We start from the raw sequence: 13,482 nt of genomic DNA on the forward strand, positions 1-13,482 counted from the left end.
GTCGCGGGGTCAGCGCGCGACTTCCAGCCCCCGGCGGACTACAACGCCAGCAGGGTGAACTCGTTGCCGTCGGGGTCGGCCAGCACCACGCCGCCGCCGTCGCTGGAAGGCGGGTCGGCCGCGGAGGAGGCGCCGAGTGCCACCAGGCGTTCCACCGTCGCGGCCAACGTCTCCCGGGGAGCGGCGAGTTCGAGGCGCAGACGGGACACTCCGAGTTTCGGGCGCACGGGCGGGCCGCCCCAGGTGATCTTGGTCCCGCCGTCGGGGGACTGGATCGCGGTCTCTTCGTTCTCATCCCAGACCAGAGGCCAGCCGAGAGCCTCGGCCCAGAAATGGCCCACGCGCTGAGTGCCGTCACCGGACAGAGCCCCGATGGCCGCCGTTCCCGCCAGGAACCGGTTGTCCGAGGGGATCACGCAGAACTCGTTGCCTTCTGGATCGGCGAGGACCACGTGGCGCTCCTCGGGACGCTGACCGACGTCGAGGTGCTGCGCTCCATGAGCCAGTGCCCGGTCCACGATGGCGGCCTGGTCCTCGGGCGAGGAGCTCGTGAGGTCGAAGTGGAAGCGGTTCGGTGTGGTCTTCGGCTCGAGGCTGGGCCGGAAACGCACCGGGAACTCGGTGTCGCGCATCGCTTCGAGCACGGACCCGTCTCCGTCCGCGGAGACGTCCCGGCGCAGGACCGCAGACCAGAAGACGCCGAGCGCGGCAGGATCCCGGGCATCGAAACACAGTGCTGCGAGGCGGGGGTGGGTCATGTCATTCCTTTCTCGGCCTTTCGCGGTGAAGTCTCCGGGCGTGGCTGTCCAGGTGTCGCCGTCATCCTTTCAGTGCTTCATTCTTTCAGTGCCTCATTCTTTAAGTGCCCTTTCAGTGCCGCCAGCAGCGCAGTGCCGTCGGGTGTGCCCAGTCCCGTGCAGGCATCCCAGCCGGGCCCCGCGTGGTAGCTGCCGTTGTCGCCGACGGTCACGTCCCGGAATCCCGACGACACGGCGTAGAGGGAGGGCTGGATGAGACCGAACCGCCGGTTCCCGGCCTGCGCGAAGCGCGCGATGAGCGCAGCCCAGAGCGGGGCCACGGCGCTCGTGCCGCCGATCACCATGTCCTTGCCGTCCACGCGGATCCGGTAGCCGGTCTGCGGATCCGCGACGGCGCTGACGTCCGGCACCCCCCGCCCGGATTTCCCGGCCGACGGCGACTGCCAGGCCGGCCGGGGGAACGCCTTGCTGTAGCCGCCGCCGGTCGCCGAGTCGGGACCTTCGTTCCACACGGTCTCCGAGCTGATCGTCCCGGTTGCAGGATCCGCTTCGAGCCTCGTGCCGCCGCAGGCCAGAGCGTGCGGGCTGGATGCCGGGAAGTCCACATGGGCCTTTCCGTCGGCCGCGCCGTCGCTGCTGCCGCGGTCCCCGGCCGCCACGGTCGTAGTGATGCCGAGCGCCGCGGCGTCGGCGAGGGCCTGGTCGAATGCGTCGCGGGCCTGGGCCGTCCACTGGTCCTCGCTCTGGCCCCAGCTGATGCTGATGGCACACGGCGAAGCCTTGGTCGCGGCGACCACGGCGTCCAGGAATCCAGCGTCCGTGTTGGGGGCGAAGTAGACCTGGATCGCTGCCTTCGGCGCCAGTGCGCCGACCACCTCGATGTCCAGCAGGACCTCTCCATCGGCGCCCTGCGGATCGTTCCCGCCCTGGTTCATGCCGCCGTCGACGCCGATGGACGTGATGTGGGGCGTGGCGAGTCCCAGTCCCGAGAAGTAGGCGTCGAGATCGGCCTGCGCGTAGCCGCCTCCGAGCTCGATGATGGCCACCGTCTGCCCCGAGCCGTCGGTGCCGTCGGGGAAGCCGTACACGCGGCCCAGGTCCACGGGGCTGTAGCTGGTGCCCGCGGCCGCGCGGGGGAGCACACGGAAATGGGCGCGGGCCTGGGGGCGGTCGTCCAGGCCGAGCACGGCGACCACGATGCCGTTCAGCTCGGCGGGGATTCTCAGTTCACCCTGCCGGTGCCGGTAGTGCACCGTGGCGCCGTCCGGCGCGGTGCTCGTGGCATCCTCCAGCGTGGTGCCGAAGATGCTGCTCAGCTGCTCCACGGTGCCGGACAGCCGGAGACGGCGCGACGCGGGGTCCGACTCGACCACGTCCGCGCCCAGCCGGGTGAAGACCTCGGTGGCGAGCCGCACGTCGTCGTCCGACGCCCCGTACTCCGACGCCAGTTCAGCGGCGGTCAGATGGCTTTCCGCCGCAGAGGACGGCAGCGCCGTCCTGCGCCGCAGGACCACCGTGATCTCCAGGCGGCTGGCGCCGTCCGCCGGGCCGTGCAGCTCCACGCCGGGCACCACCGCCCGGGCGGAACTCTTGAGGGGAATGCCGTCTTCCCGTGCGTTGTAGGGTTCGTTCACTCCGGCCATCGGGTCCTCCAGACATCGTCGGTTCATAACGGATCCCCGATGCCAGTATCACCGTGCCGACTGACAGGGTAAAGGCCCCTCGCTCCCTCGGGCGGGCCGTCAAAACCGAGGCGATCAGTCCTCTTCGTCCAGGCGCGCCGTGAGGATCTGGTGCGCGCCGGCCTGCAGGATGCCGAGTGATTCCTGGATCAACGGCGAGCCGAGGCTGCCCCGGCGGGCGACGGCGATGATCCGGCGCGACGGCCGCCCCTTGCCGGAGATCCGCAGCCGTACGACGTTCTCGGCGCCGCGCAATGGGGCCAGCCGCGGCAGCAGACCGACGCCGAGGCCCGCGCCGACAAACGCGATCATCGTCTCCCACTCGGAGGCCTCGTGGGCGATCCGGGGTGTCACGCCGACCGCCGTGAACGCCGCCGTGAAGAGCGAGTGATAGGTGGACCCGACGGCCTCCGTGATCCACGGTTCCGAGGCCAGTTCCTCCAGGGTGACGACCTCCCGCGATGCCAGGGGATGATCGGCCGGGACGATCACGTCCAGCGGGTCATCCAGCAGAACCGTCTTCTCGAAGCGCTGGTCCTCCTCCTGAGCGTCCGACTGCATCGCGATGATGACCGCCAGATCGATCCGCTCCGCGACCAGGAGGTCGAAGCACCGGGCCGGGTCGGCTTCGAGGACCTGGACATCCACGAGGGGCCGCGTAGAGCGCAGGGTCGCGGCGAGCGGGGCGAGCAGGTGGGCCGCCGCCGTCGAGAAGCCTCCAAGGCCGAAGTGGGACTGGACCTGGTCCCCGGCCTCCATGGCGGCCGCGCGCAGGCGTTCCCATTCGGCGATCAGCGCGTCCGAGCCGGCGACGAGGATGCGTCCCGTGGTGGTCAGCCGCAGGCCACGTCCGTCTTTGGTGAGCAGTTGCATTCCGAGCACCCGTTGCAGCTCGCGGAGCTGTGCGGAGACCGCCGAGGGGGAGTAGCCCGTGAGCTCCGCGGTGGCGCCGATGGTGCCGCATTGGCCGAAGACGCGGAGTGTGATGAGCCTGACATCGATCATGCGCTAATTCTGCATGGATATTCCCAAAATCTCGCGCTTTTTCTGCGGGGAATGTGACCCTAATCTCATCATGACAAGCCTGTCGCGCACCCCGCCCCTCGTGTCTCCCCGGGAGGAAACCCATGACCGCTCCAGCGAACGCTCCCCTCAGCTCGCGCGGACGACTCGCCGCCACTCTGCCCGTGGAGCAGCTGGCCGAGATCTCCGCCTTGTTCGAGTTCCGGCGCACCGGATACTCGCTCGACGCCCCGTTCTACACGGACCCCACGATCTTCAAGCTGGACATGGAAGCCATCTTCGGGCAGCACTGGATCTTCGCCGCGAGCACCGCGGAGCTGCCGGAGCCGGGGGACTATGTGACGGTAGATTACGGGCCCTACTCCCTGATCGTCCTGCGCAACGACGACGGCGGCGTGAACGTCCTGCACAACGTCTGCCGCCACCGTGGCGCCCGGGTGCTCACCGAGGCCGCGGGGCAGACCGGCAACCTGGTCTGCGGGTACCACTCGTGGACGTACTCGCCGGAGGGCAACCTGATCCACGCCTCCGCACCCGGCGAAGCCAAGTTCGACAAGAACTGCTTCGCGCTCAAAAAGGCCCACGGCCTTGAGGTCGCCGGCCTCATCTTCGTGTGTCTCGCGGCCGAACCGCCCACCGACTTCTATGAGACCGCCAAGATCTTCGAGCCGTACCTGGCGCCCCACGAGCTCGCCACGACGAAGATCGCGTACCAGCAGAACATCATCGAAGAGGGCAACTGGAAGCTCGTCATGGAGAACAACCGTGAGTGCTACCACTGCGACGGGCACCCCGAGCTCGCGTGCTCCCTGTTCCCCACCTGGGGCCTGACGGAGGGACTCATCCCCACCCACCTTGAAGAGGTCTGGGAGCGCAACAAGGTGGCCCAGTCGGATCTCGAGGCGCGTTGCGACCGGTACGGCCTGCCACACCAGGTGGTGGAGGAGCTCGACACCCGCATCGCCGGCATCCGCATCTCCCGTGAAGCTCTCGACGGCGACGGTGAGTCGTTCTCCGCCGACGGCCGCCGACTGTCCAAGAAGCTCCTCGGCGACCTGCGGGACTTCCGCCTGGGCCGCTGTTCGATGCACCTCCAGCCGAACTGCTGGTTCCACTTCATGAGCGACCACGTCATCACCTTCGGCGTGTTCCCGATCAACGAGCACCAGACGCTCGTCCGCACCACCTGGCTGGTGGCCGACGACGCCGTGGAAGGCGTCGACTACGACCTGGACAAGCTCACCTACACCTGGAAGCAGACCAACATCCAGGACAAGGCGTTCGTGGAGCTCTGCCAGCAGGGCGCCGCGAGCCCCGCCTACGAACCCGGCCCGTACATGAAGAGCGAGTACCAGGTGGAGGCGTTCATCAACTGGTACGTGCACCGCGTGCAGGAGCACCTGGCATGACCGAAGTCCTCACTCAGCAGGCGGTCCGGGAACCCCAGCGCATCCGCGGGCTGGAGATGCCCTGGAACCGGGTGATGGGCAGCGCCGAGACCCCCGCCCGGGCCGCCCGGGCATTGGGTCCGTGGCACCCGCAGGAGTTCATGGCCGAGTGCGTCGAGACCATCCCCGAGGCGGGCGGTCTGATGACCTTCGTCTTCCGTCGCGGCGACGGGGCCCCGCTCGCGTTCCGTGCCGGCCAGTACGTCAACATCGCCTTCCCGGTGAACGGCGACGACGAAGAACCGGTGGACCGCAGCTACTCGCTGTCCAGCTCACCCACCCAGCCGTGGACCTTCAGCTTTTCGGCGAAGAGGGATTCCACCGGCGCGGTCTCGCCGTGGATCCACGAGAACGTGAAGCCCGGCACCGTGCTGGACATGCTCGGGCCGGTCGGCGCGTTCCATCTGCCGGATGCGGACCGCCGCGCCCGCTATCTCCTGCTGGCCGCGGGGGCGGGCATCACTCCCATCATGTCCATGGTCAGGACCATCCATTCACTGCCCGGCCAGGCCGACGTCGTCGTGCTCTATCACGGGGCCGAGGCCGACGGCTTCGCCTTCCAGCGGGAACTGGACCACATTGCCTCCGTGGATTCGCGGATCCGGGTGCACTACTCGCTCGGCGACCGGGGCGTCCCGGAGGGATGGCAGGGCCTGCGCGGGCGGCTCAGTGCGGGGATGATCGACGAGGTCGCCCCGGACGCCAACGGCCGGCAGGTGTACGCCTGCGGTCCCGAGGGGTACCTGAACACCGCCACGGAGCTCCTGAAGAAGGTCGGGGTGGACGACACCTCGATCTACATGGAGTTCTTCACCGGGAACCGGCAGACACTGCTCGAGTACCAACGGGAGATCGCGCTGGCCTCGGACATCGCGGAGGAGATCGCCGAAGAGATCGCGGAATCCCCCGAGGAGTACTACGAGAGCCAGCCGGCCGCCTTCGGGCTCTACGAACCTGGCTACGACGAGGACGGCACGCTCGACGCCACGGGGCTGCCGCTGGAAGCCGCGGGCACGGGAACACCCGACGCCGAGCCGGCGCCCGCACCCGGGGCCCCCGACCCCGCCGACTTCAGCACCGTGGGCACCGGAAGCCTCACCCTGTCCTTTCTCCGCACCGGGGTCAACGTCCGGATCGACCCCAGCGAACACATCCTCGAAGTGGCGCAGCGCGCGGGCGTGCGGATCGGCGCCAACTGCAAGGAAGGCATGTGCGGCTCCTGCAAAGTCGTCAAGCTCTCCGGCGACGTCGACATGAACCACCAGGGGGGCATCCGTGCGCGGGAGATCGCCGCCGGAAAGTTCCTGCCCTGCTGCTCCACGGCGAAGACCGACCTGGTCATCGACGCCTGACCTCTCCGTCCCCCCGTCACCACACAGCACGTCTCAAGATCCAGGAGTAGATCGTGACCGTTGTTCTTGAAAGCCGCACCGCCGGCGAGGCGACTGCCGAAAACATTGCCACCCAGGGCAGGACCCCCACGCCCCAGTACGTCCTCACTCTCGCCTGTCCGGAACGCCCGGGGATCGTCCGCGCCATCACCGCCTTCCTGGCGGACCGTGGCTTCGACATCATCGAGCACCAGCAGTTCGACGACCAGGTCAGCGGCAAGCTGTTCCTGCGCACGGCCTTCACCCCCGGCGACGAGGACGTCACCGTCGAAGGCCTCAGCGCGGAGTTCGCCGCCGTGGCCGAGGAGTTCGGCATGGACTTCACCATCCATGACGGCAAGCCGCAGCGCCTGCTCGTGATGGTGTCCAAGTTCGGCCACTGCCTCAACGACCTCATCTTCCGGTGGCGAGCCGGCAGCCTGGGGGCGGAGATCGCCGTCGTGGTGTCCAATCATGAGGACCTGCGGGCCATGGCGGAGGCCGCGGGCCTGCCGTTCATCCACGTGCCGATCACCGCCGACACCAAGCCGCAGGCCGAGGCGCGGCTGCTGGAACTCGTGGACGAGTATCAGGCCGATCTGGTGGTGCTGGCCCGCTACATGCAGGTCCTCTCTGATGGCCTCACCCAGACCCTGCGCGGCCGAGCGATCAACATCCACCACTCGTTCCTCCCGGGTTTCAAGGGCGCCAAGCCGTACCACCAGGCCTACGACCGCGGCGTGAAGCTCATCGGGGCCACCGCGCACTACGTCACGGCGGACCTGGACGAAGGCCCGATCATCGAGCAGGAGGTGTTCCGGGTGGACCACAGCCTGGATGCGAACGCCCTCGCCACCGTCGGCCGGGACGCCGAGTCCCAGGCCCTGTCCCGGGCCGTGCAGTGGCACTGCCAGCACCGGGTCCTGCTGAACAACACCCGAACCGTCGTTTTCCGCTGACGCGAACCAGGAGAAACACAAGAAGATGAGCACATCACCACGAGTCGTCATCATCGGCGCCGGCATCGTCGGCACCAACCTCGCGGACGAACTCTCCAGTCGCGGCTGGACGAACGTCACGGTCGTCGAGCAGGGACCCCTGGAACTGGCGGGCGGCTCGACCTCCCATGCGCCGGGCCTGGTGTTCCAGAACAACGGTTCCCGGACCATGACCCAGTTCGCCACGTACACCGTGGAGAAGCTCCTGGGGCTGAGCAAGGACGGCCAGTCCTGCTTCAACCAGGTGGGCGGCCTCGAGCTCGCCACCACGCCGGAGCGGCTGAAGGACCTCCATCGCAAGATGGGTCTCATGACCTCCTGGGGCGTCGAGAGCCGCATCATCGACGCCGACGAGTGCGAAAAGCACTATCCCCTGCTGACCACCGGCGCGCTGAGCGACGGCCGTGAGATCCTCGGAGGCCTGCTCATCCCGAGTGACGGCCTCGCGCTCGCGGCCCGTGCCGTGCAGCTGCTCATCGAACGCGCGAGCGAGCGCGGCGTCGAGTTCCGCGGCTCCACCACCGTGACCGGCATCGCCCGCGACGGCGGCAAGGTCACCGGCGTCGAGACCGACGCCGGCCTGATCCCCGCCGACATCGTGGTCTCCTGCGCCGGATTCTGGGGCCGCGAGCTGGGCAAGATGGTGGGGCTCGAAGTGCCGCTGCTGCCGCTCGGACACCAGTACGCCGTCACCACGCCCTTGCCGGAACTCGACGGGGTCAACGAGCTGCCCAAGGGTGCGAGCAAGCCCATCCTGCGCTACCAGGACAAGGACCTCTACTACCGCGAGTGGGGCGACCGCATCGGCATCGGCAGCTACGCCCACCGCCCGATGCCCGTGGACATGACCCGGCTGCCGCAGGTCTCCGCCGAGGAGATGTCGGATCATAAGATGCCGTCCCGCCTGGACTTCACGCTGGAGGACTTCCTCCCGGCCTGGGAGGACAGCCAGGACCTGCTCCCGGCCCTGCGGAACGCGGAGATCGAGGACGGCTTCAACGGGATCTTCTCCTTCACCCCCGACGGCGGCCCGCTCATCGGCGAGCACCCGGACCTGAGCGGCTTCTTCGTCGCCGAGGCGGTCTGGGTGACCCATTCCGCCGGCGTCGCGAAGGCCGTGGCCGAACTCCTCATCGAGGGCCGTTCTCGCACGGATCTGCACGGCACGGAGCTCACCCGCTTCGAAAAGGTGCAGACCTCCGACGACTACGTCTCGGAGACCTCGCAGCAGAACTTCGTGGAGATCTACGACATCCTGCACCCGCTGCAGCCCAAGGAATCCCCGCGGAACCTGCGCGTGAGCCCGTTCCACGTCCGGCAGAAGGAACTGGGAGCCTTCTTCCTGGAGGCCTCGGCCTGGGAGCGCCCGCACTGGTTCGAGGCGAACCGCGGGCTCCTCGAAGAGCTCCCGGCCGAGTGGCAGGCGCCGGAGCGCGAGTCCTGGTCCGGCATGTTCCACTCGCCCATCTCCGCCGCCGAGGCGTGGAAGACGCGAACCGCCGTCGCGCTGTATGACATGACGCCGCTCAAGCGCCTCGAGGTGGTCGGCCCGGGCGCGGAAGCGCTGCTGCACCGCCTGAGCACGGGCAACATCACCAAGAAGCCGGGTGCGGTCACGTACTGTCTGCTCCTGGAGCACGACGGCGGCATCCGCAGTGACGTGACGGTCGCGCGCCTCGATGAGGAGCGCTTCCAGCTCGGCGTCAACAGCAATGTCGACTTCGACTACCTGCGGGCCGAGGCGCGCAAGCAGTCCGCCGAGGATCCGTCGCGGTGGGCCCACGTCACGGACATCACCGGCAGCACCTGCTGCATCGGCCTCTGGGGCCCGCTGGCCCGTGAGGTGATCGGCAAGGTGAGCGGCGACGATCTCAGCAACGACGGGCTGAAGTACTTCCGCGCCAAGGAGATCTCCGTGGGCGGCATCCCGGTCACCGCGATGCGCTTGTCCTACGTCGGCGAACTCGGCTGGGAGCTCTACACGAGTGCTGAGTACGGGCTGAAGCTCTGGGACCTGCTCTTCGAGGCCGGCCAGGAGTTCGGCATCATCGCCGCGGGACGTGGCGCCTTCAACAGCCTCCGTCTGGAGAAGGGCTACCGTCTCTGGGGCACGGACATGAACACCGAGCACCACCCGTACCAGGCGGGTCTCGGCTTCTCCGTGGCCAAGGACAAGGTGGGCTTCACCGGCGCCGAGGCGCTCGCCGAGCGCAAGGAACAGCCGGCGGAGAAGACGCTGCGCTGCCTGACGATCGACGACGGCCGCTCGGTGGTGCTGGGCAAGGAGCCGGTGTACGTCGACGGCGAAGCCTCCGGGTACGTCACCAGCGCCGCGTACGGCTTCTCGATCCACCGCCCGATCGCCTACGCCTGGCTGCCCACCGCCGTCGGCGTCGGAGACCGGGTGGAGATCGAGTACTTCGGTGAACGGATCCCCGCCACCGTGACGGCCGAGCCGCTCTACGACCCCTCCATGGAGCGCATCCGGGGCTGATTCGCAGTCACCCACGGCTCCGCCCCGGTCACGGACCTCCGTGACTGGGGCGGAGCTGCGTCGTGCGTGGGCGGTGCGCACAGTGAAATGAAGGTGCCGCCGGGGGAGAGGGAGGAAGGCGTGCGGGAGCAGGGGAGGTGCGGGTGACACGGCCGGTCGATGCCCTCCACCCTGGCACTTCCGCGAACGGGCTCAGGAGCTGTGTTCGTTGGGGCGCCTTACCGCGGTTGAGTCGACGCCGACGCGGTGACCGCGACCGTCGGTCGGGCGCAGTCGGGCCAGCGGGTCACCGTTCTCGTCCACGAGTTCGGAATGGGTTTCATCGTCGTTGAACGCGTATCGTTCGCCCCACTGGCGCAGGGCCACGATGACCGTGAAGAGGTCGCGGCCCGCGTCGGTGAGGACGTAGACCTGACGACGTCCGGACGCCGCCGTCTCTCGTTCCAGGATGCCGCGGTCGACAAGACGACGCAGTCGGTCCGTGAGGATATTGCGCGCGACCCCTGTGCGCTGCTGGAAGTCCGTGAACGACCGGGCGTTGTCCATGGCATCGCGAATGATCAGGAAGCTCCACCGGTCTCCGACGAGGTCGAGCGTCCGCGCGACCGGGCACTCCGGATCGGTCCAGGTCATATTGTCGTCGTGCACGGCCGTGTTCATCACGCCTCCCAATGAGTTGCAGATCGAAACTATTTTGCCATACTGAATCAGTTGCAAATTGCTACTGATTGGAGATGCTGTGGGACTCACGCCTGGCCGAAGGATGTTGCTTGCGACGGTCTGCTCGGTTGCCGTCGCGACGATCTACGTCGCTCAGCCTGTGCTCGCGCACATCGGGCGAGATCTGGGAATACCCGAGGCTGACCTCGGGTGGATCGTGGCAGCCGGACAGATCGGGTACCTGATCGGCTTGGCTGTCCTGGTCCCCTTGGGGGACATGCTGGACCGGCGCAAGCTCATCGGAGGTCACCTGCTTCTCGCCGCCGTCGGCATGCTGGTGACCGCGGTCGCTCCTGGGCTGTGGCTGTTCCTCGTAGGTATCGCTGCGACGGGCCTGTTCGCCGTCGTCGTGCAGACGACCGTCGCATTCGCCGCTGACCTGTCGACACCGGCGGAGCGTGGCCGCACGCTTGGAATCGTCACCTCCGGAGTCATCATCGGAATCCTCGGGGCTCGAGTGGTGGCCGGGGTGCTCGCCGATCTGTGGGGGTGGCGGAGCATCTACATCACCCTCGCGCTGTTTCTCGCCGCACTGTCGATCGCGGTCTTGACGCTGCTGCCGGCGGATCATCGCTCACATCGCCGGAGCTACGGCGACGTGCTGACCTCGCTGGTGCGCCTCTTCCGTGAACCGTTGTTCGTTTCGCGCGGGTTGATCGCGTTCTTCCTCTTCGCTTCCTTCGGCACGCTCTGGAGCGGGCTCGCGCTACCACTGGCAGCCGAACCGTGGCGGTTGGGCGCGGCCCAGATCGGCATGTTCGGAGTCGCCGGGCTCGCCGGCGCGCTGGGCGCTGCACGGGCCGGCAGATGGGCCGACCATGGCCACGCCAACCAGGTGACCGGTGCTGCTCTGGCAGTGCTGGCGCTGTCCTGGATCGCATCAGGGCAGGTCACGTGGTCCCTCTGGTGGGTCGCCGTCGGTGTCATCGGCCTGGACTTCGCAGTCCAGGCCGCGCACGTCAGCAATCAGTCCCTTCTCACCGCCGCCTATTCGGAACAGACCAGCAGCGCGATCGGTGGTTACATGATCTTCTACTCGCTCGGCTCCGCCCTCGGGGCGACCGCCACCTCCACGATCTACTCCGCCTCGGGGTGGATCGGATGCGCCATTCTCGGCGCAGGGTTTGCCCTGTGCGGGCTCCTCACCTGGGCGTTCAGCCGGCGCACGGTCACGGCCTTTTCAGCTAATTCCCTCGCGGCTCGTAAGGACAGCGGACCGTTCCGGCGCCGGTGAGGACCGGTGCCCTCCGATGGTGGCGGTGATGCACGGGGCACGGCTGGAGCGCCAGGTCGCCCGTTTCCCCGGTGCCGGTCCCGTCGGCCGGATCCGCCGGAGCCTCCGCCACCGCGGCGTGTTCGGCGAGAACACCGGTCTGATGCCGGAGCTTCAGGCGGTAGAGCAGCGTTCCGATGACGATCACCCCGACCACGAACATCACCCCGCCCCACTGGAAGTACCACTCGAACGGCGGGACGGAATTGTAGATCTCCTGACGCGGCCACACGAGGTTGAGCGTCATCGCCCCGCCCCACAGCACCGCCAGGATGTTCACGGGAAGGCCCCATTTCCCGAGGCTGAAACCGACCTCGGCGCCGTCGTCCTTCAGCGGCCACCGCTTCTGGAAGCGACGGCGGAGCATCGGCGCGGTGACCAGCAGATACGAGAGGTAGATCAGCACGATGCTGATGCTGGACAGGATGGTGAAGATGGCAGGCTGGGTGATGTTCACCAGCAGCGGGATGATCGCCAGCACGCCGATGACGATGGCGGCCACCGTGGGCGTCTTGCGCACCGGATCCACCTTGCTCAGCTGGCGGCTGAACGGGAGGTTGTTGTCGCGGGCCATGGCGAACATCATGCGGATGGCGGCGGCGTGGACTGCGAGCGTGCACACGACGACGGCGACGACGATGCAGACCAGGAACGCCTTCCCGAAGGGGCCGCCCAGGACGGACAGGACGATGTGCTGCAGTCCGCCGTCGGGGGAGCCCAGCTTCGGGTCGTTCAGATCCGGCGCCGCGAGGATGCCGCCGAACAGCAGCAGGCCGCCGAGCAGGAAGGACGCTGTGACGGCGCGGATGATCGCCTTGGGCGCGGTCTTCTTGGGATCCTTCGTCTCCTCGCCCAGGGACGAGGCGGTGTCGAAGCCGTACATGACGTAGCCGGAGGCCATCGCCGCGATGAGGAACACCCCGAAGAAGCCCAGGGGCTTGCCTTCGCCGAAACCGCGGGTGTCCAGCAGGACTTCAGGGCCGTTGTTCACGTGCCAGAAGAGTGCGGCGACCAGCAGGACGGCGGCGATGAGCTCGACGAACACGCCGATGCTGTTGATCTTGGTCATGAGCTTCACGCCGAACGCGTTGATCAGCGTGGAGATGACGATCATGCCGGTGGCCAGGACCACGCCGTTGATCGCGAAGTCGTAGGGGCCGGAACCGTCGCCGATGAACTGGAAGCCGCTCCACAGCTGCGGCAGGGTGATCTGCAGGGCCAGGGCGACGGACCCGAGCGCCATGATCGACGAGATCAGGAGCAGCCAGCCGGCCAGCCAGGACGGGGTGCCGCTGCTGAGCCTCTTCGCCCAGTTGTAGACCGAACCGGCCACCGGATACCGGCCGGCGAGTTCGGCGAAGCAGAGCGCGACCATGAGCTGGCCGACGAAGACGATGGGCCAGGACCAGGCGTACGCCGGTCCGGCAGTGGAGAAGCCGAAATAGAAAAGCTGGAAGACACCGGTCAGGATCGAGATGTAGCTGACTCCTGCGGCGAAACTGGCGAATTTCCCGATGCTGCGGTCGAGAGTCTGGGCGTAGCCGAACTCATCCATCCCGCTGCTGTCGGCGGCCTTGCCGGGGCCGGTGGCGGTGCGTGTTTCTGACATCTGTGCTCCTCGTTCATGTGACCCACCGGTCCCGCCGCCCCGGGGGCGGGGCGGCGGAACCGATCAGGCGTGCCTCGTTGCACGCCCGGCCGGATCCTGGAATACCG

10 protein-coding genes are annotated in these 13,482 nt (G+C 67.9%); 5 read left to right on the forward strand and 5 right to left on the reverse strand.

All coding sequences use genetic code 11. The features are described 5' to 3' along the window. Positions 1-38: 38 nt before the first annotated feature. The 3 genes from AB6732_RS04485 to AB6732_RS04495 form a co-directional block, all read right to left on the reverse strand. Positions 39-758, reverse strand: coding sequence for a VOC family protein (locus tag AB6732_RS04485; RefSeq protein ID WP_370958644.1), 720 nt, complete (start codon positions 756-758; stop codon positions 39-41). A gap of 77 nt (positions 759-835) precedes the next feature. After that, entirely contained in the window at positions 836-2,401 is a 1,566-nt protein-coding gene (locus AB6732_RS04490; RefSeq protein ID WP_370958646.1) for a protease pro-enzyme activation domain-containing protein, read from the reverse strand. 114 nt (positions 2,402-2,515) lie between these two features. Then, positions 2,516-3,445 (reverse strand): LysR family transcriptional regulator, encoded by a 930-nt coding sequence (locus AB6732_RS04495; RefSeq protein WP_307497280.1) that lies wholly within the window; start codon positions 3,443-3,445, stop codon positions 2,516-2,518. A gap of 122 nt (positions 3,446-3,567) precedes the next feature. Between AB6732_RS04495 and AB6732_RS04500 the strand changes: the two genes are divergently transcribed. Genes AB6732_RS04500 through AB6732_RS04515 form a run of 4 tightly spaced genes read left to right on the forward strand, consistent with a single transcriptional unit; the run spans position 3,568 to position 9,773 of the window. Next, the gene (locus AB6732_RS04500) at positions 3,568-4,872 is read left to right on the forward strand and encodes an aromatic ring-hydroxylating dioxygenase subunit alpha (RefSeq protein ID WP_307497279.1); all 1,305 of its coding nucleotides are present in this window, start codon (positions 3,568-3,570) and stop codon (positions 4,870-4,872) included. After that, positions 4,869-6,263: a flavin reductase family protein gene (locus AB6732_RS04505; RefSeq protein WP_370958649.1), complete on the forward strand. Its 1,395-nt coding sequence runs from the start codon at positions 4,869-4,871 to the stop codon at positions 6,261-6,263. The genes AB6732_RS04500 and AB6732_RS04505 overlap by 4 nt, the downstream gene beginning before the upstream one ends. Positions 6,264-6,316: 53 nt before the next feature. Continuing rightward, positions 6,317-7,240 (forward strand): formyltetrahydrofolate deformylase, encoded by a 924-nt coding sequence (purU, locus tag AB6732_RS04510; protein ID WP_370958651.1) that lies wholly within the window; start codon positions 6,317-6,319, stop codon positions 7,238-7,240. A 25-nt stretch (positions 7,241-7,265) separates the two neighbouring features. Continuing rightward, the gene (locus AB6732_RS04515) at positions 7,266-9,773 is read left to right on the forward strand and encodes an FAD-dependent oxidoreductase (protein ID WP_370958653.1); all 2,508 of its coding nucleotides are present in this window, start codon (positions 7,266-7,268) and stop codon (positions 9,771-9,773) included. A gap of 192 nt (positions 9,774-9,965) precedes the next feature. On the opposite strand, the gene AB6732_RS04520 is transcribed toward AB6732_RS04515, so the two are convergent. After that, the gene (locus AB6732_RS04520) at positions 9,966-10,433 is read right to left on the reverse strand and encodes a winged helix-turn-helix transcriptional regulator (RefSeq protein WP_370958655.1); all 468 of its coding nucleotides are present in this window, start codon (positions 10,431-10,433) and stop codon (positions 9,966-9,968) included. Positions 10,434-10,536: 103 nt separating this feature from the next. Here AB6732_RS04520 and AB6732_RS04525 point away from each other — a divergent pair, with 103 nt between their 5' ends. Then, positions 10,537-11,727: an MFS transporter gene (locus AB6732_RS04525; RefSeq protein ID WP_370958657.1), complete on the forward strand. Its 1,191-nt coding sequence runs from the start codon at positions 10,537-10,539 to the stop codon at positions 11,725-11,727. Here AB6732_RS04525 and AB6732_RS04530 read toward each other — a convergent pair. Further along, on the reverse strand, positions 11,678-13,375 hold the full coding sequence (locus AB6732_RS04530; protein ID WP_370958659.1) for an APC family permease: 1,698 nt from the start codon (positions 13,373-13,375) through the stop codon (positions 11,678-11,680). The two genes, AB6732_RS04525 and AB6732_RS04530, sit on opposite strands and share 50 nt — an antisense overlap. Between the last annotated feature and the right edge of the window lie 107 nt (positions 13,376-13,482).

It is taken from the genome of Arthrobacter sp. RCC_34 (assembly GCF_041360795.1).
Lineage (GTDB): Bacteria > Actinomycetota > Actinomycetes > Actinomycetales > Micrococcaceae > Arthrobacter_E.

Coding starts and splice junctions, on each gene's coding strand:
- AB6732_RS04485 (WP_370958644.1), bottom strand. CDS start 758: ATGACCCACCCCCGCCTCGCAGCACTGTGTTTCGATGCCCGGGATCCT.
- AB6732_RS04490 (WP_370958646.1), bottom strand. CDS start 2,401: ATGGCCGGAGTGAACGAACCCTACAACGCACGGGAAGACGGCATTCCC.
- AB6732_RS04495 (WP_307497280.1), bottom strand. CDS start 3,445: ATGATCGATGTCAGGCTCATCACACTCCGCGTCTTCGGCCAATGCGGC.
- AB6732_RS04500 (WP_307497279.1), top strand. CDS start 3,568: ATGACCGCTCCAGCGAACGCTCCCCTCAGCTCGCGCGGACGACTCGCC.
- AB6732_RS04505 (WP_370958649.1), top strand. CDS start 4,869: ATGACCGAAGTCCTCACTCAGCAGGCGGTCCGGGAACCCCAGCGCATC.
- AB6732_RS04515 (WP_370958653.1), top strand. CDS start 7,266: ATGAGCACATCACCACGAGTCGTCATCATCGGCGCCGGCATCGTCGGC.
- AB6732_RS04520 (WP_370958655.1), bottom strand. CDS start 10,433: ATGAACACGGCCGTGCACGACGACAATATGACCTGGACCGATCCGGAG.
- AB6732_RS04525 (WP_370958657.1), top strand. CDS start 10,537: ATGTTGCTTGCGACGGTCTGCTCGGTTGCCGTCGCGACGATCTACGTC.
- AB6732_RS04530 (WP_370958659.1), bottom strand. CDS start 13,375: ATGTCAGAAACACGCACCGCCACCGGCCCCGGCAAGGCCGCCGACAGC.